At 44.1% G+C, this 23,272-nt stretch carries 23 protein-coding genes and 1 tRNA gene; 9 read left to right on the top strand and 15 right to left on the bottom strand.

The genetic code is table 11. From position 1 onward, the window contains the following. Positions 1-26: 26 nt before the first annotated feature. The 8 genes from ACFSR3_RS11465 (at position 27) to ACFSR3_RS11430 (ending at position 9,454) form a co-directional block, all read left to right on the top strand. On the top strand, positions 27-497 hold the full coding sequence (locus tag ACFSR3_RS11465; RefSeq protein WP_379821108.1) for a Dps family protein: 471 nt from the start codon (positions 27-29) through the stop codon (positions 495-497). 102 nt (positions 498-599) lie between these two features. Next, complete coding sequence (locus ACFSR3_RS11460) at positions 600-2,795, top strand: tetratricopeptide repeat-containing sensor histidine kinase (protein ID WP_379821106.1); 2,196 nt, start codon at positions 600-602, stop codon at positions 2,793-2,795. Positions 2,796-2,806: 11 nt separating this feature from the next. Beyond that, on the top strand, positions 2,807-4,177 hold the full coding sequence (locus tag ACFSR3_RS11455; RefSeq protein WP_379821105.1) for a sigma-54-dependent transcriptional regulator: 1,371 nt from the start codon (positions 2,807-2,809) through the stop codon (positions 4,175-4,177). A 17-nt stretch (positions 4,178-4,194) separates the two neighbouring features. Further along, positions 4,195-4,491, top strand: a complete 297-nt coding sequence (locus tag ACFSR3_RS11450) for a GNAT family N-acetyltransferase (protein WP_379821104.1) — start codon at positions 4,195-4,197, stop codon at positions 4,489-4,491. A gap of 46 nt (positions 4,492-4,537) precedes the next feature. Further along, on the top strand, positions 4,538-6,079 hold the full coding sequence (locus ACFSR3_RS11445) for a sigma-54 interaction domain-containing protein (protein ID WP_379821103.1): 1,542 nt from the start codon (positions 4,538-4,540) through the stop codon (positions 6,077-6,079). 347 nt (positions 6,080-6,426) lie between these two features. Next, positions 6,427-7,116: a hydrolase gene (locus tag ACFSR3_RS11440; protein WP_379821102.1), complete on the top strand. Its 690-nt coding sequence runs from the start codon at positions 6,427-6,429 to the stop codon at positions 7,114-7,116. A 93-nt stretch (positions 7,117-7,209) separates the two neighbouring features. Next, the gene (locus ACFSR3_RS11435) at positions 7,210-9,015 is read left to right on the top strand and encodes an amidohydrolase (protein WP_379821101.1); all 1,806 of its coding nucleotides are present in this window, start codon (positions 7,210-7,212) and stop codon (positions 9,013-9,015) included. Positions 9,016-9,019: 4 nt separating this feature from the next. Beyond that, positions 9,020-9,454 carry a DoxX family protein gene (locus ACFSR3_RS11430; RefSeq protein WP_379821100.1) on the top strand — a complete coding sequence of 145 codons (435 nt, stop codon included), beginning with the start codon at positions 9,020-9,022 and terminating at the stop codon, positions 9,452-9,454. A gap of 210 nt (positions 9,455-9,664) precedes the next feature. Here ACFSR3_RS11430 and ACFSR3_RS11425 read toward each other — a convergent pair whose 3' ends face one another. Next, entirely contained in the window at positions 9,665-10,177 is a 513-nt protein-coding gene (locus ACFSR3_RS11425) for an adenine phosphoribosyltransferase (protein WP_379821098.1), read from the bottom strand. Positions 10,178-10,290: 113 nt separating this feature from the next. Here ACFSR3_RS11425 and ACFSR3_RS11420 point away from each other — a divergent pair. Beyond that, positions 10,291-10,364, top strand: a tRNA-Arg gene (locus tag ACFSR3_RS11420). Here the strand turns inward: ACFSR3_RS11420 and ACFSR3_RS11415 are convergent. From ACFSR3_RS11415 to ACFSR3_RS11350, 14 genes are all read right to left on the bottom strand, one after another. Further along, the gene (locus tag ACFSR3_RS11415; RefSeq protein ID WP_379821096.1) at positions 10,330-11,880 is read right to left on the bottom strand and encodes a recombinase family protein; all 1,551 of its coding nucleotides are present in this window, start codon (positions 11,878-11,880) and stop codon (positions 10,330-10,332) included. The two genes, ACFSR3_RS11420 and ACFSR3_RS11415, sit on opposite strands and share 35 nt — an antisense overlap. A 501-nt stretch (positions 11,881-12,381) precedes the next feature. Continuing rightward, entirely contained in the window at positions 12,382-13,179 is a 798-nt protein-coding gene (locus ACFSR3_RS11410) for a hypothetical protein (protein ID WP_379821095.1), read from the bottom strand. Between the two features lie 15 nt (positions 13,180-13,194). Beyond that, positions 13,195-14,022 carry a conjugative transposon protein TraN gene (traN, locus tag ACFSR3_RS11405; protein ID WP_379821094.1) on the bottom strand — a complete coding sequence of 276 codons (828 nt, stop codon included), beginning with the start codon at positions 14,020-14,022 and terminating at the stop codon, positions 13,195-13,197. A 16-nt stretch (positions 14,023-14,038) separates the two neighbouring features. Further along, positions 14,039-15,289 (bottom strand): conjugative transposon protein TraM, encoded by a 1,251-nt coding sequence (gene traM / locus ACFSR3_RS11400; protein ID WP_379821093.1) that lies wholly within the window; start codon positions 15,287-15,289, stop codon positions 14,039-14,041. Further along, entirely contained in the window at positions 15,276-15,749 is a 474-nt protein-coding gene (locus tag ACFSR3_RS11395) for a hypothetical protein (protein WP_379821092.1), read from the bottom strand. The genes traM and ACFSR3_RS11395 overlap by 14 nt, the downstream gene beginning before the upstream one ends. A 2-nt stretch (positions 15,750-15,751) precedes the next feature. Next, positions 15,752-16,375: a conjugative transposon protein TraK gene (gene traK / locus ACFSR3_RS11390; protein WP_379821091.1), complete on the bottom strand. Its 624-nt coding sequence runs from the start codon at positions 16,373-16,375 to the stop codon at positions 15,752-15,754. Beyond that, positions 16,372-17,541 (bottom strand): conjugative transposon protein TraJ, encoded by a 1,170-nt coding sequence (gene traJ, locus ACFSR3_RS11385; RefSeq protein ID WP_379821090.1) that lies wholly within the window; start codon positions 17,539-17,541, stop codon positions 16,372-16,374. The genes traK and traJ overlap by 4 nt, the downstream gene beginning before the upstream one ends. 43 nt (positions 17,542-17,584) lie before the next feature. Continuing rightward, entirely contained in the window at positions 17,585-18,220 is a 636-nt protein-coding gene (locus ACFSR3_RS11380; protein WP_379821089.1) for a TerB family tellurite resistance protein, read from the bottom strand. A 2-nt stretch (positions 18,221-18,222) separates the two neighbouring features. Continuing rightward, positions 18,223-18,834: a hypothetical protein gene (locus tag ACFSR3_RS11375; protein WP_379821088.1), complete on the bottom strand. Its 612-nt coding sequence runs from the start codon at positions 18,832-18,834 to the stop codon at positions 18,223-18,225. A gap of 12 nt (positions 18,835-18,846) precedes the next feature. Then, positions 18,847-19,527: a conjugal transfer protein TraI gene (locus tag ACFSR3_RS11370; protein ID WP_379821087.1), complete on the bottom strand. Its 681-nt coding sequence runs from the start codon at positions 19,525-19,527 to the stop codon at positions 18,847-18,849. Between the two features lie 6 nt (positions 19,528-19,533). Beyond that, a complete protein-coding gene (locus tag ACFSR3_RS11365; RefSeq protein ID WP_379821086.1) occupies positions 19,534-22,002 on the bottom strand; it encodes a TraG family conjugative transposon ATPase in 2,469 nt (822 codons plus the stop codon). Between the two features lie 6 nt (positions 22,003-22,008). After that, the gene (locus tag ACFSR3_RS11360; RefSeq protein ID WP_379821085.1) at positions 22,009-22,323 is read right to left on the bottom strand and encodes a DUF4133 domain-containing protein; all 315 of its coding nucleotides are present in this window, start codon (positions 22,321-22,323) and stop codon (positions 22,009-22,011) included. A gap of 2 nt (positions 22,324-22,325) precedes the next feature. After that, complete coding sequence (locus ACFSR3_RS11355) at positions 22,326-22,640, bottom strand: DUF4134 domain-containing protein (RefSeq protein ID WP_379821084.1); 315 nt, start codon at positions 22,638-22,640, stop codon at positions 22,326-22,328. Positions 22,641-22,754: 114 nt separating this feature from the next. Continuing rightward, positions 22,755-23,234, bottom strand: a complete 480-nt coding sequence (locus ACFSR3_RS11350; RefSeq protein WP_379821083.1) for a hypothetical protein — start codon at positions 23,232-23,234, stop codon at positions 22,755-22,757. Positions 23,235-23,272: the final 38 nt, after the last annotated feature.

The raw sequence follows: 23,272 nt of genomic DNA, 5'->3' as shown, positions 1-23,272 counted from the left end.
GGCATATAGTATAAAAAATTACAAACATGGAAACTAAGATTGGAATAACTACCGAAAATAGAAATACAGGAGTCCAAAAACTTTGCAAATTGCTTGCAGATGAATATGTACTCTATACAAAAACAAGGAATGCTCACTGGAATGTGGAAGGATATGACTTTTATAACAAACACCTGTTCTTTGAACAACAATATGGTGAGCTGGACGAAATCATAGACAGCGTTGCAGAGAGAATAAGAACTTTAGGCCATTATGCACCTGCTACATTGAAAGATTTCCTGAATCTTACCCAACTTACAGAAACTAAAAGTGAAGCTAATGATAGTATTGGCTTCATTAAAGAACTGCTGATTGATCACGAAAGCATTATTATGTTCCTGAGAGAAAATATAGATTTTTATACTGATCTTAAAGATTATGGTACCAGTGATTTCATAACCGGTTTAATGGAAACTCATGAGAAGATGGCATGGATGCTAAGGTCACATATAAAATAGTCTTGTAAAAATATTCTGAAAAACAAGAATGTGCTTATATTCGGGGTAACAAACCATCATAGTAAAAGTAAAATGATTTTTAGGCGCTTACATAAAATAATATTGTTAATTGTCTTTTTTACGGCAGTTAGCATTCATGCGCAATCAACTGAAGATAAAGTTAAGTTTTCAAAAACTATATCCCGACTGCACTTTGAAAAAGATGAAACCAAAAAAGCTGAAAATCTTCTTTGGACTGCAAACTACTGCCTGGACAGACCGGGAAACTACAAAAAAGATCTTGACAGCGCAGCATTGCTCAATAGGCAATCACTTAAAATCAGTAAACAACTTAACCTTAAAAGCAATATTGCACAAAGCATGCTTCTGGATGGAAAGATTGCAAAGGAAAGAGGCAATGCTACACTGGCAGGAAAGCTAAAACAAAAGGCACTTGATTATGCTATTGCTCAAGATCTAAAAAAAGATATGGCTGAGGCCTATACTTCTATAGGATTAGATTATGATGGCAGTAATCTTGAAAGAAATACCGGAGATCTTTTAAAGGCAGCTTCGCTATACCGGGAATTAGGGTCATTTAAAGAAGAAGCCGAAACCTTTACAAATCTTTCAATCATATATAATTCGGCCTATCAGCCTGCAACATCTATAAAGTATGCCTCACAAGCTATAAAGATCAAAAAGAGCATTAAAGAGAATAACTTCTTTTCAGAATATACAATGCTTGCCTTAAACCTGAGGATACAAGGCAAATATAATACTGCGTTATCTTATGCTCTGGCTGCAGAAAAAATAATAGATAAGGCCAGTGATAAACAATGGCAAACTGTTTTAATCAATCTTATAGGCACTATATATTCTGAATTAAAATATCACGATAAATCAGTTGAATATTATAAAAAGGCAATTACCCTCGCTAAAGAAAATAAAGATGTTGAAGGGGTGACTTCTATAACCATTAATACCGTTAGGGGATTATATAGCAGGGGCAAATACAATGAAGCCCTTGAAATATTAAATAATGGTGCTAAATATTCTCCCAACGACTATTGTAATATTGAATACCCTTCCCTTTACATACTGCTATATTGTGAACTAAAAAAATATGAAAAAGCCAAGCCGTATTTTGAGCAATTGCTGAAATGCAGCGAACAGCAAAACAATAATCATCTGGCAGTTGAAAAAATGTATTATGCAATGATACACTACCTGCTTAAAACAGGTCAGGCACAAAAAGCATATACCTACATTGATGAGCTGAAAAAACTATCAGTTGTAAATGATGATTTGTATAATCGTTCACAGTTAGAAAGAACTCACTTTGAAGTTGACTCGGCCAACGGAAACTTTAAAGACGCCATCCAGCACCTTAAAAATTTCAAAAGGCTTAATGATTCCATCTTCAACATAAACAGTTCTAAACAATATGCTGATTTACAGCTTAAATATGAAACTGAAAAAAAAGACGAAAATATTAAGCTGCTCACGCATAAAAATGAGCTTCAGGAAGTAAAAATCAAAACTGAGAAAGTAATACGCTATATATTTATAGGAAGCCTGATAGTACTATGCATAATCTTAGGATTATTATATAGCAGATATTGCATGAAACGTAAAACAAACGCAATACTCGAAGCAAAGCAGGAAGAGATAAACACACAGAACAGAAAGTTACAGCGTCTTGTAGATGAGAAAGAATGGCTTGTAAAGGAAATTCATCATAGAGTAAAAAACAACCTTCAGATTGTTATAAGCCTTCTAAATACACAATCTGCCTATCTGGATAATGATGATGCTCTGGAAGCCATACAAAACAGCCAGCACAGGATGCATGCCATGTCACTGATCCATCAAAAATTATATCAGACAGATAATCTTTCCAGTATCAACATGTCATGGTATATAAAAGAACTGGCAGAATACCTAAAAGACAGTTTTGATGATGACGATAAAATTAAATTCAAGCTTAAATTATCAGAAATAGAACTGGATGTTGCACAGGCAGTACCGCTGGGACTTATTTTGAACGAAGCGATAAGTAATGCCATTAAATATGCATTCCCCGAGCACAAAGGAATAATCAATATACTTTTTGAAGAAAAGGATGAGCATTACCTCTTGAGGATTGAAGATAATGGCATTGGACTTCCCGAAAATTTTGAATCGAACGAAAGCGATTCGTTAGGAATGAATCTTATGATGGGTCTTGCCGAACAGTTAGACGGCACATTTAGCATAGAATCTGATAAAGGTGTAATAATAACAATTAACTTTATAAAAAGAGAGACTACTTTATAGCCTAAATGATGATGGAAAATAAAGAAAAAATACTGATAGTTGAAGACGAATTCATTGTAGCCAACGACCTTAAAATGATATTGAAAAAAGGCGGTTACAATGTGGTAGGTATTGCCTCTTCGGCTGCTCAGGCCAGAACTATGATTGCTGCTAAAAAACCTGACTGGGTACTTCTCGATATTATACTTAAAGGAAGTGAAACCGGCATAGATCTGGCAAAAGAGTTAAATGGATCAAAAACCCCATTTCTTTTCATATCGGCAAATACCAATCAGTCTACCCTTGAAGCTGTAAAAAAGACACAACCTTATGGTTTTATGGTAAAACCCTTCAGGGAAAAAGACCTGTTGGTAATGCTGGACATTGCCCGATACAGATATGCACTGGAACATCAGGTAAGTGCTCCTTTGACTGATACAAACAGGCAAGCTTCAGCCTTTAATGGCATCATTGGTAACAGTCAGTCACTTAAAGAAATACTTAATCGCATAAATATAGTTGCCCCTACAGAAACTTCTGTCCTTATTACAGGTGAAAGCGGTACCGGAAAAGAAAGAGTTGCCCATGCGATTCATGAGCATTCGGACAGAAAAAATAAACCCATAGTAGTGGTAAACTGTGCTGCTTTGCCATTATCGCTTGTAGAATCAGAACTCTTTGGATATGAAAAAGGCGCATTTACAGGTGCTAACTCCCGTAAAATAGGAAAGTTTGAACAAGCAGATGGCGGCACTTTATTTTTAGATGAGATAGGCGAACTTCCTTTGGATGCACAGGTTAAATTACTCCGCGTACTACAGGAAAAAGAGATTGAACGCATTGGTGGTGAACAGACCATAAAAATTGATGTTCGTATTGTTGCTGCAACCAATCGTAGCCTGGAGCGCGAAGTAGCTGAAGGACGATTCAGACTGGATTTGTACTACAGGCTAAATGTTTTTCCTGTTGAATTGCCACCGCTTCGTGAAAGAAAAGAAGACATACCCCAACTTGCCATGCATTTCCTTCAAAAATTTAATGCAGCCGCTAACAGGGATATTAAAACCTTTAATCCTAAGGTTCTTGAACAGATGGCACAGTATAACTGGCCCGGAAACATACGTGAGCTTGAGCATTTAATAGAGCGTAGCACTCTTTTAGCGTTTGGAGATGAAATAAGTGAAATAAACCTGCCTTCCAATACGGCAATAAACATACTTCCTTCAGAAACCGGAGTATTGCAATCGCTGGAAGATATGGAACGTAATCATATAATGCAGACATTACAAGCTTGTGGCGGTAAAGTATTTGGTCCGGGTGGAGCTGCCGAAATACTTAAAATACCTCCTACTACCCTATATTCAAAAATGAAAAAATTAGGTATACAGCAGGAACATTATTAATATAAAAAACACTTATCATGACCGAGATAAAATTAGAAATAGATGAAAAAAAACACGGAGCCTTCAATCTGTATGAAGACAATACCAAAATTGGAGAAATGGTGATAAGCCTTCGTGATGATAAACTAACAGTATATCATACTGAAATTGACAGCTCAACTGAAGGTAAAGGATATGCAAAACTGCTTTTGCAGGAAATGGTAAGCTACAGCCGAAATAATAATTTAAAGGTAATTACGCTTTGTCCTTATGTTCATGCTCAATTTAAAAGGCATCCTGAAGAATATGCCGATATATGGCTAAAACAGGAATAACGGTAAATTTATACCTTAGCATATTATAACCAGAAGCCAGGTCATTATGAGCTACAATGAAATAATCGCACGTATACAGCAAAGAGAACAGGAACAATCTTTGATTATTTCCATGAGTGAGATCCTGGCATCTGTAAGCACCAGGAAAGAGTTTCATGATGTGATCATTAACAACCTAAAAAACGCTTTTGGGTTCAATCATTTTAGTATTTGTATTGAAGATGAAAAGTCTAAGGATTTTTATCTTCAATATCATATACTCCCTTCAGAATATTCGAAATTATCATCTGCAGCGTTTAAAGATAGTTCCGGCATTTTCAATGAGGTTTTAAGTTCAGCCGAACCTGTTTTTATGACAAAAACTGAATTTGCAAAAATAACCGGACTTCCCTCCTTTCTTAAAGATACTTATGAAGGGCAAACACAAAGTATAATAGCATTATCAATAATTACAAAACGATACAAAGCGGTTGCTTTTATTGGCTTTGGAAAGAATTCTACTCCCGAAAGAAATACATTTCGTGTTTTTAAGTCACTGTCACCTCAATTAGGAATCACGCTTACTAATATATTACTTCTTGAAAACATTATACCTTCCAATTCGGTAATTGAAGAAGATGCTCAAAATGTATCGGAAATACCCGGAGATTTAGGTATTATTGGCAATAGCGAGCCTATGCAAAAAGTAAGGAGCCTGATTAAACTGGTTAGCAACACCGATAGTGGTGTCCTTATATTAGGTGAAAGCGGAACAGGTAAAGAGCTTGTTGCTAAAGCTATACATGAAAACTCAGAAAGATCAAAAAAGCATCTTATAAAAGTAAACTGTGCTGCCATACCTAAAAATCTTTTGGAAAGTGAATTGTTTGGCCACGAAAAAGGTAGTTTTACAGGAGCCATAGCGCAAAAGAAAGGTAAATTTGAACAGGCACATAAAGGAACATTGTTCTTGGATGAAGTAGGAGAAATGCCATTAGAGCTTCAGGTAAAATTATTACGTGCCCTACAGGAGAAAGAAATACAACGCATAGGCAGCAACGGTCATATTAATGTAGATGCTCGTATAATAGCGGCTACAAACAGAGATTTACAGGAAGAAGTAAAGAAAGGAAACTTCAGAGCCGACCTGTTTTACAGGCTAAATGTATTTCCTATTGAAGTACCTGCCTTAAGAGAACGCACTGATGATATTCCCGATCTGGCTAAATTCTTTGTTCAGCGTTATGCACTAAAGAATAAAAAAGCATTAAAAAATATTGCCGTAAAAGCACTGAATACCATAAAAGTATACCATTGGCCAGGTAATGTACGTGAACTGGAACATGCTATGGAAAGAGCTTTCCTTTTAGCTCCCGATAAAACCATAAAAGAAATCCAGATCAGTACCAGCAAGCAAATTGAAACCGGATCGGACATAAAGCCATGGTATGAATTTGAAAAAGAGTATATACTAACGATACTCAAATTTACCAAAGGAAAGATATCGGGTCCCAATGGTGCAGCGGCATTATTAGATTTACCTCCCACAACACTTAATTCTAAAATGGAAAGACTTGGAATTAAAAAAAGACATTACTTAACGAAGTAATATCTAAAACATAAAAAGATTCAATAAAGGGAACTCTAAGGTTCCCTTTTTCTATATCTATTATCCAATAATCGGTTACTCTATTTCGTGAAGCCTGAACAAATTACGTTATGTCGTAAATAAAAATCACTACACTTATTATAAAATATTGAAATTCAATATTTTATAATAAAGGATTCGATTTTGAAATATATGGCTACAGGAACAGAAAACATCCGGATAGTTTTCTTGTCTTAGTTCAATGTACAGGATTTAGTGATATCGCAATTTTGTCCTGTAAGATTGTAACAACGAAAAACAATTTATAAAAATCAATAATCATTTTAATCACTAATTCTTAAAACATCATGAAAAATTTAGTTTTAACCTTAGCATTAGCTCTAACAACATTAACAGGTTTTGCTCAAAAACCAGGAGCAACATTATTAAGCCCTACTAACCATGCCTTAGTACTGGTAGATCATGAAAGCCAGATGGCATTTGCTGTAGGAAGTACTCCAATAGATCAATTACGTAATAACACTGCACTTGTGGCAGGAGCGTCTAAAATTTTTAAGGTTGCTACAGTAGTAACTACAGTTGCCGAAAAATCGTTTAGCGGACCGGTATTCAGAGAAATTGAGGAATTCTATCCAAAAGCAACTTCAGGTTATATTGACCGTACTACCATGAATACCTGGGAAGATGTAAATGCACACAAAGCCATTGTAGGCAAAAACAAAAAGAAATTAGTTTTTGCAGGATTATGGACAAGTGTATGTATCGTTGGACCGGCATTATCAGCTATCGAAGAGGGATATGACGTTTATGTAATAACAGATGCAAGCGCCGATGTTTCTAAAGAAGCTCACGAAATGGCAGTTACAAGAATGGTACAGGCAGGTGCTCACCCAATGACTTCATTACAATATTTACTCGAACTGCAACGCGACTGGGCTCGCCAGGAAACTTATGTAGCAGTTACAAATCTTGTTAAACAATATGGTGGTGCTTATGGTGTAGGCGTTCAATACGCACACGATATGCTAAAACACTAATTATAAATTTAGGTTTTGCTTGGTTAAAGTTGGGCTATGCCCTAAGGCACAGCCCTCTTTTTTCTTTCCAAATTAATCCAATCTATACCCATCATGAAAACTATTACTAAATATTTACCAATCCTTTTTCTATTAATTGTCATTAATGGTTATGCCCAAAAAGCTGATCTGATTGTGTTCAATGCCAAAATACATACGCTGGACAACAACAATACAATTACTGAAGCTATTGCAGTTAGCAATGGAAAAATCATTAAGACAGGAAGTAGCAACGATTTGCTTAAGCTCAAAACAAAAACTACTACTGTTATAGACGCCAAAGGAGGTACAATTATCCCGGGACTTTTTGATTCGCATATGCACATCATACGAGGTGGCCGCTTTTATAATACAGAACTTCGCTGGGATGGTGTGCGTTCCTTAAAAAGAGCACTGGCAATGCTAAGAGAGCAGGCTCAAAGAACACCACAAGGCCAGTGGGTTCGCGTAGTTGGTGGCTGGAATGCATATCAGTTTGAGGAAAAAAGGCTTCCTACACTAGATGAGATTAACGAAGCTACGGGGAATGTTCCTACATTTATATTACATCTTTACGGACATGCTTATCTGAACAAAGCCGGAATAGCAGCTCTGAAAATAGATGCCACTACACCTAATCCAAATGCGGGATTAATAGAAAAAGATATTTACGGCAATCCTACTGGTATGCTTGTAGCTGAACCTAATGCTTTTATCCTCTACTCTACCTTATCTAAATTACCGGAATTAACTACCGAAGAAAAAATAAACTCAACCAAACAGTTCATGAGTGAAATGAACAGATTGGGTGTTACCGCTATTATGGACGCCGGTGGAGGATTTCAAAACTATCCCGATGATTATGGCATTACCGGCAAACTATGCGAAGAAAATGCATTAACCGTACGTATGCCTTACTATCTCTTTGCTCAGAAAGCAGGAAATGAATTAGCTGACTACACCAAATGGATAAGTTCTGTTGAAATTGGAGATGGCTGTGATGTACCTTCAGATGGAGTTAAAAAATTTGGCAAAATGCCAAAAATGGAATACCACGTACAGGGAGGCGGTGAAAACCTTGTAATGAGCGCGGGCGACTTTGAGAATTTCGATAAGCCGAGACCTGAACTGAGCCCGGCTATGGAAGGTCAGCTTAAAGCTGTTCTTTCTTTATTGATAAAAAACAGATGGCCTTTCAGAATCCATGCTACATACAACGAAAGTATAAGCCGCTTTCTTAATGTAATTGAAGAAATAGATAATGAAATACCTCTAAATGGGCTTTTATGGTTCTTCGATCACGCTGAAACGGTTTCTACTGAAAACCTTCAAAGGATAAAAGCCTTAAACGGTGGTATAGCAATACAACACCGCATGGCATATCAGGGAGAAGCATTCATCAAAAGATATGGCAAACAAGCGGCAGCCAATACTGTACCATTAAAGAAGATGATGGAAATGGGAATTAAAGTCGGTATGGGTACAGACGGTACCCGTGTAGCGAGTTATAACCCGTGGGTAGGAATTTACTGGCTTACAACAGGCAAAACGCTTGGTGGATTAAAATATATGAATGAAGAAAATATACTGGACAGAACTACTGCGCTTAAATTATTCACTCAGGGTAGCGCACAATTAATCAATCTGGACAGCGACAGGGGCATGCTTAAGAAAAATTACCTTGCCGATTTCACAATATTATCTGACGATTATTTCTCTGTTCCGGAAAATACTATTCTGAACATGGAAGCGAAGCTAACTGTTGTAAATGGTAAAGTAGTATATGCAAATGACGAGTATCGAGCGTATGCAGTCCCTCAGCCAAAAGCAATACCAGAATGGAGCCCGGTAAATTATTTTGGAGGATACCAAAAAAACTAAAAACATGAAAAAGCTATTCATAAAACTGCTATCGTCAGATATGAAAAATCCTGTGTATAATTTTGCCATTCTACTGTTCAGAATTGGTATTGCAGCACAACTTATCGTAGTTCATGGACTAAAAAAAATTGGGATTGGTGTAACTTCTGTTGAAGTTATACCTAACCCATTTGGTTTTCCTGACACAATGAACAATTTTATTGCCATTATGGCTAATGTGTATTTGCCATTCTTTATAATTATTGGATTATTTACAAGAGCGGCAGCCCTTCCTGCTATGATGGTAACAGCAACAGGTTACTTTATTGTTCACGCTAATGATGTCAATACAATAAAAGATATTCCTTATATGTATACAATATCATTACTTACAATTATCTTTTTAGGATCGGGAAAATATTCATTAGACTACTATATTTCTAAATCATTAAATGTGTAATTTTAATATACTCTTAAAGGCTGCCCATACAAGGCAGCCTTTTCTTATATTTGATGTACCAAACACCAGTTTTATGTTTAAGATACTTGCCAAACTTAATAAGTGGCTACTGCCAAATTACACAAAAGAGCACTTGGACCTTAGCAAAGCAACAAAATTACAAAAGGCAATTATAGCCTGGAAGTACTTTGTAACAACACGAGCTTTGGATTAATACACTAAAGGCGCATACACCTCTCTATTACCTAACTTTTCTCTACCGTTAAGAAAAGAAAGCTCCATAAGGAAATTACACTGTACAATTTCACCTCCAAGCTTTTCTACGAGTTCGCATACTGCAGCTGCTGTACCTCCGGTTGCCAATACATCATCATGGATGAGAATCCTATCCCCCGGCTTTATAGCATCAGTATGCACTTCAAGAGTATCAGTACCATATTCAAGCTCATATGATGCCGAAACTGTCGCAAATGGTAATTTCTTAGGTTTACGAACAGGAACAAAACCCGCATTAAGCTCGTAAGCTAATAGCGTTGCAAAAAAGAAACCTCTACTCTCTACTCCTACCACTTTATCAATTTTACGGTCTCGAAGATTGTTAAGAAGCAAAGCCATACATTCACGGACAGCTTTAGGATTATTTAGCAATGGTGTTATATCTTTAAACATTACTCCCTCTTTCGGAAAATCCTGAACGTCACGTATATACTGATTAAGCGTCATTTTTTTGTATTTTTTTATTCATTTAAGCTTGCAAGTTACGCATTATTGCCTATATTTGCACCCGCAATGAGGATGATAAATATCACGAATATTTAAATCTAAAAAAGCAAAAAGGCCTCGTGGCGCAACTGAATAGCGCATCTGATTACGGCTCAGAAGGTTACTGGTTTGAATCCAGTCGAGGTCACTACTCGGGACAAAAGATTAAAATCATCTTTTGTCCCATTTTTTTTAACTTCTAATTCATTGTTTACCAGGTAAATACATCGCATAATTTCATTGACTCGGGCGGTTTGGAAATCATTTCCACGAAATGTGAAATTTTCGGGATAAATTAAACCGATCAGGTCACGTGATTCCACAAGATTGCTTTTTTCATAGGTCGTACCTAAGCGAATTAGATTGTCAACACCTTGATTCATAAGACTTTCTATATTCGAACGGTCATCATTTGTCTCTGCCAATTGCGATTCGAGTTTTTGGATAATTGTACTGTACTCGTTCTTCATGAGATTGTAGTCTTCTACATCGATCTTTTCGGTCACCAAAAGATTACGGGCAACACTAAGTTTTTTTTCATACTCGGATATTTGCGTAAGAATTTTTTGCTTCTCACTGGCCACAAAACCCGTATGCTCGCGATATGCTTCCAATAAAACAGCTGAGTAAAGTTTCTTTATCTGTGGAAGCGGCTTGTACTTATTAAGCACTTCAATAAACTTTTCATTGGCAAATTCGGAGTTAATGCGGTATTTACATTGCTTGTCACAGTGATAGTAATAGTAATACTTGTGCCGCCCCTTACATTTGCTTCCTGTTAACTTACGGCCACACTGAGGGCACATAATAAAGCCCCGTAAGGGGAAATTTTCGGCTGTCAAAGCCTTAGGCCTATAGGTTCGGGATTTGCCGTCCAGAACGTCTTGTACGCGATAAAACAGTCCCTCGCTTATAATGGGTTCATGCTGCCCTTCAACCCAGACCTCCTTTTCATCCTTATATTTTGGAACTACAATTTTTCCACAGTAAAGAGGGTTTCTTAGAATAACCCAAAAGTTACTTTTATGGATATTCATCCCCTTATCCTTGGCCATCTGATAGATTGACTCGGTACTGAATGCCTCCCTCGCAATTTGCTCAAAGGCCCAGACCAAAATTGTAGCCTGTTCAGGAACCGGGGCGATATACTTTTTACCGTCTTCAGCAACCTTATTAGCGTAGCCGTACGGCGCCATTCCCATGTGACGCCCTTCCTTCTTGCCTCTTCGCAGTCCGTGAAAAGTATTCAGCGCTCGCCTGTCGTTTTCCACTTCAGGCGCTGCAAGGTAAAAAGCAAGCATCATTTTATTCTCCGGTATCGAAAGGTCAAGTGGCTGTTCGATAGCTTGTGGATCAACACCAAGTTTACGAAGAAGATTTATCATTTGATAGGCATCTCCTGCATTTCTGCTAAACCTGTCCCATTTTAAAAAAAGCAAAAGGTCTACCTTATTTTTATTTTTTTTCAGGTCGACTAAAAGTTTCTTCCATTTTGGCCTGTTAAATGTCTTAGCAGAGTGATCTTCATAGATTACGTTTCGCACCTGTATATTATTTATACCACAATATTTTCGAAGCATTTCTTCCTGGTTGCGCTGGGAATAACCTTTTTCAGCCTGCTCGTCTGTACTGACGCGTACGTATAAATCTGCTATCTTGTTCATAATCCTTCCTTTAAATGGTTCGATACGGCTATATTAGCTAATTTCCTTAAAAAAAACAATATGCGCATCGCTTGATCTAAAGATACATCAAGCCCTTCCGATCTCAAAATCTGTCTGGCTTTCTCAGGGGTCAGTTTTGAATTGCTAAAATCCGTTTTCATTTCCATCGCAATACTATTTAGCAAAAAAAAGCCCCTTTCGGGGCTACATAACACTATTCGACTCCAAGAAAGAAATCTTACTGGCTAGGTTCTTTTTCTTGGAGGGCTCGTACTTCAAGTAGCCATAGGCATTAAGGTCCTGCATACAGCGGCTGTAGGTTTTCAGGCTGGATATCCGGGCTATTTTCATGATCTCATAGCTGTAGGCCCGATAGGGATTAATATGACCCCTGTCAGCGCTGTACTGCACCAAGGCGGCAAAAACCCCGATGTGGGTGCTGCTGATACGGTAATCGTTCTGGCTGCCTCGCAGGAATACTGACAGGGGATTCATACTCAGTTACATGGATTGTGCCTTACGGCGTTGTTTCTTTTCTTGCGCCTCTTCGGCTGCGTCCTCGTCAGCGCCCTTGGCGGATTGCCCGCGACCCTGTTTGGCCGACTGCCCTTGTTTCTCGCCCTGCTGCTGCTCTTTGCCTTGGCGCATGTCCAGCCTGTTTTTGTCCGCATCGTAAACATTGACCGTCTTAAACTGCGGATTGGCTTCCAGGTACTGTTTTACCTCCTGACCGTCCCTGATAAAGGTAGCCGACTGCAGATTCCCCTTTTTCAGGGAATTCATCAGGTCTTCCTTATGGCTGGGATTTTCCAGCTCTTTTATGGGATGTTTGCCCACTGCAGCCTCAAGGTCATAGCCGTAGTTCTCATGGTAGTGGTTCAGCCTGAAGTTGCCGTTGTTGTCGGTATCTTTGAAATCCAAAGAAACCCACGCGTTATACACTTCCCCTTCCCTACTGGTCAGGTCCTTGTTCACTGCCCTTCCTTCCATAAGGTTGTAGGCTTCCTTCAGGGTGATGTTGTTGCCTTTATTGATGTAAAAGGTCTGCTCCAGGGATTCCGGCCTGCCCTCCTTCTGAAGGCTGACCTTATAGGAATTGAAAAAATACAGGTCGGTCTGTTCCGATTTCCTGAAACTCAGTTCCGCACTCACCTTATCCTCTCCGTAAGAGGCATCATGCTTCAGGCTGAAAGTGGGTTGCTGCTTTTCCATCTGCTGCTTCAGTTCACCCTCCAGGGCTTCCCCGAAGCCGGTGTATTTTACCTGGTCTTTCAGGTAATCATAATTACGTTCGTTCATAATACATCATTTTAGTTATTCATTAAAAGTCGGAAGCGGTACCACCTGCGTTGCCTTGCGGTTGCGCAGCTTCAGCTGCAGGTGCCTGCCACCCGATGCCTCGGTCAGTGCCACAAACAGGTTCTTTTTATCCGGTATGGTGAACTTGGGCAGTACCACCACAAAGGTCTTCAGGGCATTGGGCGGTACCTTTTCTGTAGGCTCCCATACCGTTATCGGGGTGATCTCAATGTCCTGCGAAGCAGTGCGCCTGCTCCTTTTCTGGTCACGGATCAGAAAGCGAAGCTTGTCTATGGTATAGCTGATATTGGTAGCGTTCTCTATGGTGATCCTGTAAAAGAAATACTCCTCTTCCACAAACATACCGGTAACCGACAGGGTTATGCCGTTATCGCTTTCATTTAGTCGGATACGGTGCCGGTCATGATAGGCTTTGGAAGCCAGGGCATCAAGCAGTGCGGCATTGTCCGTATGCTCCGCGACAACCTCTCCTGTGCCCTTGCCCGTAAAGTCATAGGCGCTGTAGTAGGGACAGGCTTCGTAGTACACAAGGAAATTATACAGTTTCCCTTCCGCGGTGACCACCGTCAGATTGGACGACAGGAATTCTTCCTGCACCGCCTTAATCTGCAAAATATTCTCAAGCCCTTTTGGTTTTTGGGCCAGTATGTCCCTACTGCCCCTGTCCACGCTCAGGATACGGTACGGAAACAAAAGGCTGGTAGTCTGCTGTTCGGAAATGCCGATTTCCCTATTAGCCGGCAGGGCCGAACCGCTGTACTGTGCCCAGAGGCTAATAGGTAGCAGCATCAGCACACATCTTAAAATAAACGTTGTCTTCATAGTCTGATTATTTGGATTACTCGTCTTGTTTTTCATCTTTGAGCAGGATACGGTAGCCTTTTTTAAGGGTCACTTTCACCAGCTTCACTTTCTTGCTGAAGAGCCCCTTGGCCGCTTCAATACCGGCACCTGCTGCCTGGGCACTCCACGAATCACTCAGGGTGGTAACCCCGAGGGTCTGCATGGAGCGGTCTGCCGAGGCTTTGGCGACATCCCTGTTGATGGCTCCGGGTATGTAAATGCCCCCAAGCCCGTCCAGGTCGTATACGGCAAGCTCCACCGGGAATAAGGAATTGCCGTGTCGGATGCTTTGTATCTCGATGGTAAGGCGCTCTCCTTTCAGGGAGGCGGTACCCACCACAAAAGTGCCTTTTGGGATCACCTGACCGTTAATGTAGATTTCCTGGGCCAGTTCCATTTTAACCGTAGCGCCGTTGACCACAGTCTGTGTCTCGGCAATGACCGCCGATACCGCATTGTCCTGAAAGGTTTCCGTGGTCACTTCATCAAGGCCGTAGAAACCGGTATGGACAGTGGTGGGTGCAAAGGCCACTTTATGTGACTGTTGTGGTGCTATGCTGGATACCACCTCCTCGTCCCGTTCTGTGGTAATGCCATAGACCCTGCCCCTGTTGCTTTTGGACTGCTCACGCAGTTTCTGCTGCACGCGCTCAGGATACTGTATATCCAAAATACTTTCCAGCATACCTCCTATCTGTGCCAGTTCGGGGTCCGGCTCCGATGCCGTTTCCATGGATTGCAACATGTCCTCCAATGCCCTGCTCTGGCTGTTAGCGGCTACAGGTAGCTTAAAAGCGGTTTCAGCAGGTGGTATTCTTTTGGCTTCGGGAGTTGTACTGACAGCACGTTGTAGTGCTTCCAGACGCTCGTAGACTTTTTTCTCTTGGGGGCTCTGGAAATTGCTTATGGAGAGCCCACTGCGCCTGCCGGTACCGTTAACCGAATCGGTCATTTCGTTAAGGGTGTCATACGAGTAGTTCGGATCCTTTTTCCTCAGGTCATTGATCTTGCTGGAATCCTGTGCGGCCCTGTCATAATACTGCATCTTATCGAAGGATGCTTCATCTTCCAGGTTGGCAGCAGGCAGCTTCAGGTTAAAGCCGCGTTTGGGCTGTCCCTCAGCAGTGGTCGGTGCTCCCCCTCCCATAGCCCAGAAGAAGAGCGTGGTAAAGGGAAGCAGTAAAAGCGGCAGGAGCCAGAGGATTTTTCTTTTCCTGCGCATCGGTGCGGGTTCATTGTTTTTCATCAGAATCGTGTTTTTGAGTTGCGATTAATTGTTCGGCTATACTGATGCTGTCCAGCAGTCCCGGCCGGGCCTGCAGCAAACTGTCGCGGGTCTTTCGTCCGGATGCGGATTGTGAAAGGCTGTCCCAGTAGTGCTGGAAGGCAGCAAGCCTTTCCTGCAGCACCGAATCATCAGGCGCCACTTTGGGACTGCTGATCCGCGGGGCGGCAACACTACGGATAGCCTCCGGTTTTGCTGTAAAGCCTATTATATTACCAAGGCCTCCGAAGAACATCAGTGCACAAAAGCCTGCGGATAAGGACATAAAAAGGCCTAAGGACAGGTACTGCATTTTTCGGGAAAGCCGCGCTGCCTTGGCTTCCATCCATTCCACCCACGCCAGTTGCGTCCGAAGCCACAACGCGTGCATGTGCTGCGGCAGGCTAGGCCTGTCTGTTTTATTTCGATTTTTATCGTTCATGGCTAGTAACGGTTTTCGGTTCCGATATCTTTATTGTCGAGCGTACGCCAACGCTCGATCAGGAAACCGTGCGGGTTGTTGTCGCTACGCGATACATTCCTCAGGTTACCCTCGGTAATCAGGTTCCGCTTGAGTATACTGGTTGGCCTTACGATCTGCTGCTTGGCATAGCAGCGGAAGTAATAGGGATAATTTTCGACTCTCACCACGATACTGTCCATGGTGATGCCCTGGCTGATGTTCCCCGAGATGATACCGGAGTAGTACCCGCCTTCCTTAAGGTCGTCGTACACCCGTTTTGCCGAGTTGTCGGCCAGATACAGCGCCTTTGCCACGTTCTCACGGATGACCTTGTCGTCCGGGTCAAGGGTAAAGAAATAATGATGGAAATTGCGCACGTGGTCGCGCGCTTCCACCGCGATGTTGTCCCTGCGGTCCGAGGCATAGGCTTCAATGGCCTTGCCATTGGCCAGCACATAGATCTTGTCCTGCAGGCGGTGTACCGTCGTGTAGCTCTGGTAGAGGGCGAAGACACTCACCAGCGCACTCGCTGCCACTACGACCATTGTAAAGGTCTTCACATGGCGGAAGGCGGTTTCGAGATTGTCAATTTTTGTGAACATCATGATTCTTTGCCTTTTACTTTATCTTTCATATAATTGTCGTTATCGAAATAGGGGCCGCTGCTGCCATGGCCGGAATAACTCCCCGACATCCTCCCTACTGCATCCCCAAGCCCGTCGGCTGCCATACCGGCTCCCATGGAAGCGGTACGTGCTGCGGCCGTGGCGGTACCTCCGAAAATACTGGTTACCTTCTGTCCAAAAGCCCCGCCTCCACCGGCGTGTACAATGTAATTAGCAACCGAGGGTACGGTAAAGTACCCGATGATACCGATGATCATAAAGACCAGGTAGGCAATATCGGTCCTGCTGAAAAAGGTATCCCCGTACTCATTGACCTGTGCGATGTCGACCTGTAACATCTTTTCCTGTATCTTGCCGATGATACCTCCAAAAATGTTGGCTACGGGCAGCCACAGGAATACGTTGATATAGCGGGCCAGCCAAACGGTCAGGGTATGCTGGAAGCCGTCAAAGACAGCCAACCCGAATACCAGTGGTCCCAATATGGCAAGGACGATCAGTTGAAACGTACGCAGGGTATCGATGCACAGGGCGGCAGCCTCAAAAAGGACACGCAGTACCTCACTCATCCATTCCTTGACCGAATTCCTGAAATTGTAGGAAGCCTTGGCCATGGCGAATTTGATGTCGTTGCCGATGCTCTCGATCAGCCCTTCCCCCGATCCGGAATCCTCCTCGTGGGTATATTTGTACCAGCGTTCCCGGTCCCCGCTACCGTCTTCCCCAACATACATCTGCCAGGCATCCGTGGTCTTGATGGCTTCCTCCTTCTGGCGTAACAGTTCCTCGATAGCGGCATTGGAATTCTCCACCATGGTACCGGTAGCGGTGACTGCGGGTTTCATAATGCCGTTGATGATGGCGATGACCAGCGGAAAGGAAATGATGCAGAAACCGATCACAAAGGGACGGAACAGCGGATAGAAATCGATGGGCTCCGCATTGGCCAGGTGCCGCCATACCCTTGAGGCGATGTAGAACAGGGCCGCAAAACCGGCAATACCCTGTGATATCCCGATAAGGTCGCTGCACAGGGGCATCATCTCATCGTACAGTTGGTCCAGCACGTCGTGAAGGCCATTCATCTCCTCTGCCATGGACTGGCTGTAGCCTACAGCGGGAAGTAACAGCATTACTGCTGCCATGCCCCATAATTTTTTTTGAGATTTAATAACCATAACAATCAGTTCAAGGGTTGGTTTGGGTCAATAGTCTAAGGGCTTCCACATCATGGGCTTCCCTGCCGCGTTGCAGAGCGAGTATCCCTGTCTGCGAATTGAAATCCCTTACGAAAAGGCATTTTTCCTGCACCGAGAGATAGATCCTGTCGATGGCCGCGAGGCGTTCCTCATCCGACATGCGCAGCTCCCCGGCGGTCAGTACCGCCGTCAGCTCTTCCAGATCGCGCAGGCTCTCCCGAAAGATGCGGTCGTATACCTGCGTGAAATACTCAAGTTCCTCAGGGGCAAAAAGCCCGCTGGACTGCAGTTTGTTGCGGTGGCGGCCCGAATTTCCGACCAGTTCCACCTGGTAATCGATAATCTCCCCCACCCTTTTATAATTGCGTACCGCAGGGCTGACCTGCAGCAGTGCATCCAAAAAGGTCTTGTGCAAGTCGAAATTCCCTTGGGTCAGGTCCTTTACAGTGTTGTACCCCTTGGTCAGTATCTCATAACCTTCCTTCATGTCTTTGAGTATGGCCCTGAACTGTGCCAGTTTTTCGATATTCAGTGCGAGCTGCTTGAGTTCCTGTACCTGGGCGTTGCCCTGGACGGTAATTAAAAACATCAAGCCGGCAAACAGTAGTTTTCTAAGTACTTTCATAGTTATGGATTTAGGTTATACAGGCGTTCACTCTGTTGTATGTTTCGGGCTTCGCGTGCCCTACCGTTTACCAGCAGTAGGCACTGATCGTAAAAGTCACGGGCAAAGCGGTAGCGGTCTTCCGTATTGGCATACAGCACGTCAATACGGTCAATGCGCTCGGCATCATGAGCCGTATAGCCGGTTTGGGACAGCACGGCCTCCAGCTCCTCAAGGTCATCAGCACAGCCCTCCAGCACGCGCGTGATCACCCTTCGGATATAGTCTTTCTCATTCCCGTAGAAAAGGGCATCGTCAAGCTGGCCGGAGAGTTTTTCCTGTAGCTCGGTAATACGGGCGTTCATCGTGACAATGGCACCTGCTTTGGGATAGTCCTGCACAAATGGGCTTACATTATCCAGCCCCTCAAAAAACAGATTGTGCAGGTTCAGCTCGCCGTCCTTCAGCTCTCCGATAAAATTTAACCCGTCACGGGCGATACGGTAGCCTTTTTTCAGGTAGTTGCCGTAGGTCTTAAGGGCTGCAATCTGCTGCAGCATGACCCGATCACGACCAGACTGGGCTGACAATACAAAGGACAACAGCAGGATGATTGTAGTTAATAGTGTTTTCATCGCGGTATTGTTTTAGTGTACACTGCCGTACAACCTACGCAACTGCTCCACGTCTTTTGAGGACTTGGCACGTTGCAGGCTCAGAAGCACATTCTGCCCGTTAAAGCGACTCAGGTCGTCGTAGTTGCGGTCAATCTGGTCCGCTGCCTCATTGATGAGTTCCAGGCGCTGGGCATCACTCATGCTGGTGGTATAGGATTCGATAATCATAAAGATCATCTCCATGTTGGAAAGGCTCTCGGCAAGGATGCCGCCGTATACTTCCTCCATGTAGTCGAGTTCGTCCGCGGTAAAATGCGCGTCCTGTTGGAAGAGCTGCCAGGCACGCTGGTATTCCGAGAGCAGGCGGGCCTGCTTGTCGGTAATGTCGCGGATGCGCTGGTACTGGGTGATAATGGACTTGACCGCCTTGAGCTCATCGTAATACTCCTGGTACAGTTCCTTCTGTTTTTTGGTCCAGTCGGAGATCTCATCCAGTTTTACCTTCGAAAGGGTATTCTCTATTTCCTTTTGGGCGTTCTGCAGCCAGATGGTCTTGTTCTGCAGTTTCTGGATTTTAAGGTCCATTGCCTTAATCGCTTTTACCACTGCGGCGCGGATGATGCCAAAAATGGGCGGCGCGGCGGTCGCCGGCCGTGCCTCGATACTACTGAGCAGCAGCAGGCAGACCATTAATTTTGCAATTGTTTTCATAGCGTTTCATTTAGGTTTATTCTCGTGTAGTTCCTGCACTAAGGCTGCGATACCCCTGCGCACATCCCCACCGAAGCGGGCGGCGTATTGCTGCACCTTAACCTTTTCGCTTTCCTCGGTGGTATAGGCATAATATTCCTCCAGGGATACCTCAGTGCGGTACACCTTGGAAAGTACCCCGCCAAGGGAGATAAACACCTCTTTGTAATGCTTATCGGGATCATTGGCCTTATTGACCGAGAGCACCAGTGCCTTTTCCTTTTCGGTCAGTCCCAGCAGTTCCTGTATCTGGTCAAACTTGTTCTGGTACTTACGCTGGTCCAGCAATATCTTGCAATCACTGTTGTTGATAATTGCCTGCTTGACCACGGGGGAAGAAATGATGTCCTCCACTTCCTGGGTCACCACAATAGCCTCCCCAAAGAATTTACGCACCGTCTTAAAAAGGTACTTGATGTATTCGGCCATGCCTTCACGGGCAATTGCTTTCCACGCCTCCTCAATCAGTATCATCTTTCGTATCCCTTTCAGCTTGCGCATCTTGCTGATGAACACCTCCATGATGATGATGGTCACCACTGGGAATAGTATGGGATGGTCCTTGATGTTGTCCAGTTCAAAAACGATAAAGCGTTCCTGCAACAGTTCCAGGTTGGCTGTAGCATTCAGCAGGTAATCGAATTCACCGCCCCGGTAGTAAGGGCGCAGCACATACAGGAAATTCCCGATATCAAAGTCGCGTTCCTTGACCTTATCCTGCTGTAATACAGCGGTAAAATCATCCCGAAGGAATTCGTAAAAGGAATCAAAGCCGGGGAACAGCGCCGTATTAGCCTCCAGTTTCTCGTAATACAGCTGCAGCGCATTGGAAAGTGCCACATACTCGCTGCGGCGGAAAGTCTCCGTATCCTTTTTCCACAAGGCCAGCAGCAGGGTCTTGATACTTTCCTTCTTCTCAGTATCCAGCCGGTCGCCTTCCCCTATATAAAAAGGATTGAACCGGATGGGGTTGTGCTCCTCATAAGTAAAATAGTATCCGCCTACCATATCACAAAGCCCCTTGTAACTGTGACCCACATCTACCAGAACCACATGGGTACCCTGCTGGTAGTAGCTGCGTACCATATGGTTGGTAAAAAAGGATTTGCCGCTGCCGGAAGGACCGAGTATGAACTTGTTGCGGTTGGTACAGATGCCCATTTTCATGGGCTCATCACTGATATCCACATGCACGGGGCGCCCGGTCAGGCGGTCACCCAGGCGGATGCCCATCGGGCTGGTAGAACTGCGGTAGCCGGTTTCCAGATTCAGAAAACAGGAGGCTTGTTCGGCAAAGCTGTCAAAGGTGTCGTTCATGGGAAAGTCCGCCGCATTGCCCGGCAGCCCTGCCCACCAGATCTGTGGCGCCCCCACGGTCTCCTGCTTGGCAGCGGCATCCATTTGGGCAAGGGCTGATGACACCTTATTTTTCAGGTCGTTCAGTTCCTCTTTCCTGTCAGTCCAGACCAGCACATTAAAATGTGCCTTTACCGGGAGGCGCTGTTTGCTGATCGCTTCGTTCAGGAAATCATTGGTGGCATCCCGGGCAATCAGGTTCTCACGGCTGTAGGCCGAAAGGGATTGCAGGCGCAGCCTTTTGCTTTCCATGCGCTGCAGGGTTTTGGCACCATCCTCAAAGAACAGGTATTGACTGTACAGGTGGTTGCACGAAAGCAGTTGCCCCAGCGGCGAGGCAAACCCCACACTGAAGGGCGTACGGTCGGTCGAATAGCGGTCATAGGTGATCCTGGGGCCACAGAGTGAGGGCAGGTTGGCAGCCTCCCCCAAGGTGTACAACTGGGAATATTTCCCGTTGATCAGAAGGCCGTCATCAAAGGCGACATCACCATACAGGTATTCGCCCTTGCTCTTGCTCAGGGTACAATACTGTTCCAGAAGCCCCACCCTGTGGGCTTCGCTGTAGATATCGGTATCTCCTAATGGCAACATTTTGACAAAACCGCTGTCCTGCAATATCCTTTGGAACTGCCCGCAGGCATCCCTGAAATCCTGCAGGGCCTGTGCCCCCAGTGTCTCTTTGGGAAGGAGCGCAGGGCGCGTAAGGCTGGAAAACAGCGAGGTCGCATTTTTCCTGCCTACCGGTTTTTTGGTAAGGTACAGGTAACAGCTGTGGTCCAGGAACGGGCGCTCGTTAAAGAAGCGCTCGCTGCTGCGATCCAGAAAACTCTCCTTTGTAAAATCCGGGGTATGCCCGCTGTGTATGAACCAGTCCTGTTTGCACAGTACGGTATGCCTGGGCAACACGCGGAAGGCTTTCAGCCATGCCTGGTGGAAGGCCTCGTACTCCGGATCCGATAAGGTAAAGAGCTCCGGCAGTTCCACACGGAACCCCAGGGTAGCATCGCCCTGTTTGGATATGATGATGCCCTGCCGCACATCCAGAAGCGGCAGCAGCTGTTCGATTGTTTTCTCCATGACATATTATTTGGATTGCATAAACGCCTTTCGGCTGTAGCATTTGAGCGTTTTGGGCAGCTGTTTCCGGGCCAGGGCTTTCATCATGCCATGCTCACCGTATTTTCGGCTCATTGCATAGATTTTGACGACCAGTACGGTGCCCAGTATCCCGATCAGCCCCACACAGATAAGTGAGGGAACACCAACGATAAAGAGGGCAGCAAAGACAATCATAAGAAGGATGACGCCCCCGCCAAGGTACCAGATGTACTGCGCTTTAAGCCCTTTGAATTCAATACTCTGGTTGATACCCTTATTGACTTTGTACAGGCTGCCCATGGTCAGATCCCGAAAAAGGATTGGATGACTGTGGCAACTACGACCAGAAAGACACAGCTGCCAAACCATGAGGCGGCTACTTTACCGGTATCGGGGTCACCCGCGTTCCATTTCTGATAGACCTTTACCGCGCCGATCAGCCCCAATATGGCGCCAACGGCATACATAAGGTCAGTGCCCGCATCAAAATAGCTCCTCACCTGCTGGTTGGCCTCGTTGATACCGGCGACTCCGTCCTGTGCAAAAGAAGCATATGGGAATCCCAGCACCACAAGCAATACACACAGCGGTAGTGTCCTGTTGATATATGTTTTCATAACAGAATATTTTTAGTGGAAAATAAGCGAAGGCCATCCGCCGTTGCCATCCCCTCCTTTCTGTCACCTCCTCTTACTGCTGCGGGACGAACGGGGGCATAGCCTTCGCTATGATTATGCTTTCTGCCAAAGGGTTTCGGCCAGTGTTTCATTCATAAAGGTGAAACCGTGCTGCTGGCTTTCCGTGGCTATGAACTCGTTGATTGAGGGGCGGAAGGTCGATTGGCCCAGGAGGGGATAATCGTTGACGATGGCTTTTAGGCCGTTTGTTACGGTCTGCTGGTCTGCCTTGCTCTCAAAAGCCTCTATAAGGCTTTTCTTGACACGGTCTACCAGTTCCTCGATAATCTCATAATCGGTAACCGGCTGTGGGAACTCCCCTGCTGGGGTCAGGTTGCCACCGCCCTCCATAATGGCGGATCTGGCATTGGGTTCTGCCGGACCAGCGTTGCCCATGGAATGGAAAGGTGCACCTGCACCGGCGGCGGCCCTGATCTGCGGAAAGTAAAATTTCAGCAGCAGGATGGTGTAGTAGATAAAAAGTGCGGCGGCTGTAACCCTCAGGTAGGCAGCCCATGTAATTTCGGTAAACATAAGCGTTGTTTTTTTCGTTCAACATTCATCATCTTCAT

The organism is Flavobacterium suzhouense (genome assembly GCF_042684765.1).
GTDB lineage: Bacteria > Bacteroidota > Bacteroidia > Flavobacteriales > Flavobacteriaceae > Flavobacterium > Flavobacterium suzhouense.
This window is presented reverse-complemented; position numbering and strand designations above follow the sequence as displayed.

What these genes read in the sequence shown, in the direction of transcription:
- ACFSR3_RS11465 (WP_379821108.1), top strand. Translation starts at nt 27, where the DNA reads ATGGAAACTAAGATTGGAATAACTACCGAAAATAGAAATACAGGAGTC.
- ACFSR3_RS11455 (WP_379821105.1), top strand. Translation starts at nt 2,807, where the DNA reads ATGGAAAATAAAGAAAAAATACTGATAGTTGAAGACGAATTCATTGTA.
- ACFSR3_RS11450 (WP_379821104.1), top strand. Translation starts at nt 4,195, where the DNA reads ATGACCGAGATAAAATTAGAAATAGATGAAAAAAAACACGGAGCCTTC.
- ACFSR3_RS11445 (WP_379821103.1), top strand. Translation starts at nt 4,538, where the DNA reads ATGAGCTACAATGAAATAATCGCACGTATACAGCAAAGAGAACAGGAA.
- ACFSR3_RS11440 (WP_379821102.1), top strand. Translation starts at nt 6,427, where the DNA reads ATGAAAAATTTAGTTTTAACCTTAGCATTAGCTCTAACAACATTAACA.
- ACFSR3_RS11435 (WP_379821101.1), top strand. Translation starts at nt 7,210, where the DNA reads ATGAAAACTATTACTAAATATTTACCAATCCTTTTTCTATTAATTGTC.
- ACFSR3_RS11430 (WP_379821100.1), top strand. Translation starts at nt 9,020, where the DNA reads ATGAAAAAGCTATTCATAAAACTGCTATCGTCAGATATGAAAAATCCT.
- ACFSR3_RS11425 (WP_379821098.1), bottom strand. Translation starts at nt 10,177, where the DNA reads ATGACGCTTAATCAGTATATACGTGACGTTCAGGATTTTCCGAAAGAG.
- ACFSR3_RS11415 (WP_379821096.1), bottom strand. Translation starts at nt 11,880, where the DNA reads ATGAACAAGATAGCAGATTTATACGTACGCGTCAGTACAGACGAGCAG.
- ACFSR3_RS11410 (WP_379821095.1), bottom strand. Translation starts at nt 13,179, where the DNA reads ATGAACGAACGTAATTATGATTACCTGAAAGACCAGGTAAAATACACC.
- traN (WP_379821094.1), bottom strand. Translation starts at nt 14,022, where the DNA reads ATGAAGACAACGTTTATTTTAAGATGTGTGCTGATGCTGCTACCTATT.
- traM (WP_379821093.1), bottom strand. Translation starts at nt 15,289, where the DNA reads ATGAAAAACAATGAACCCGCACCGATGCGCAGGAAAAGAAAAATCCTC.
- ACFSR3_RS11395 (WP_379821092.1), bottom strand. Translation starts at nt 15,749, where the DNA reads ATGAACGATAAAAATCGAAATAAAACAGACAGGCCTAGCCTGCCGCAG.
- traK (WP_379821091.1), bottom strand. Translation starts at nt 16,375, where the DNA reads ATGATGTTCACAAAAATTGACAATCTCGAAACCGCCTTCCGCCATGTG.
- traJ (WP_379821090.1), bottom strand. Translation starts at nt 17,541, where the DNA reads ATGGCAGCAGTAATGCTGTTACTTCCCGCTGTAGGCTACAGCCAGTCC.
- ACFSR3_RS11380 (WP_379821089.1), bottom strand. Translation starts at nt 18,220, where the DNA reads ATGAAAGTACTTAGAAAACTACTGTTTGCCGGCTTGATGTTTTTAATT.
- ACFSR3_RS11375 (WP_379821088.1), bottom strand. Translation starts at nt 18,834, where the DNA reads ATGAAAACACTATTAACTACAATCATCCTGCTGTTGTCCTTTGTATTG.
- ACFSR3_RS11370 (WP_379821087.1), bottom strand. Translation starts at nt 19,527, where the DNA reads ATGAAAACAATTGCAAAATTAATGGTCTGCCTGCTGCTGCTCAGTAGT.
- ACFSR3_RS11365 (WP_379821086.1), bottom strand. Translation starts at nt 22,002, where the DNA reads ATGGAGAAAACAATCGAACAGCTGCTGCCGCTTCTGGATGTGCGGCAG.
- ACFSR3_RS11360 (WP_379821085.1), bottom strand. Translation starts at nt 22,323, where the DNA reads ATGGGCAGCCTGTACAAAGTCAATAAGGGTATCAACCAGAGTATTGAA.
- ACFSR3_RS11355 (WP_379821084.1), bottom strand. Translation starts at nt 22,640, where the DNA reads ATGAAAACATATATCAACAGGACACTACCGCTGTGTGTATTGCTTGTG.
- ACFSR3_RS11350 (WP_379821083.1), bottom strand. Translation starts at nt 23,234, where the DNA reads ATGTTTACCGAAATTACATGGGCTGCCTACCTGAGGGTTACAGCCGCC.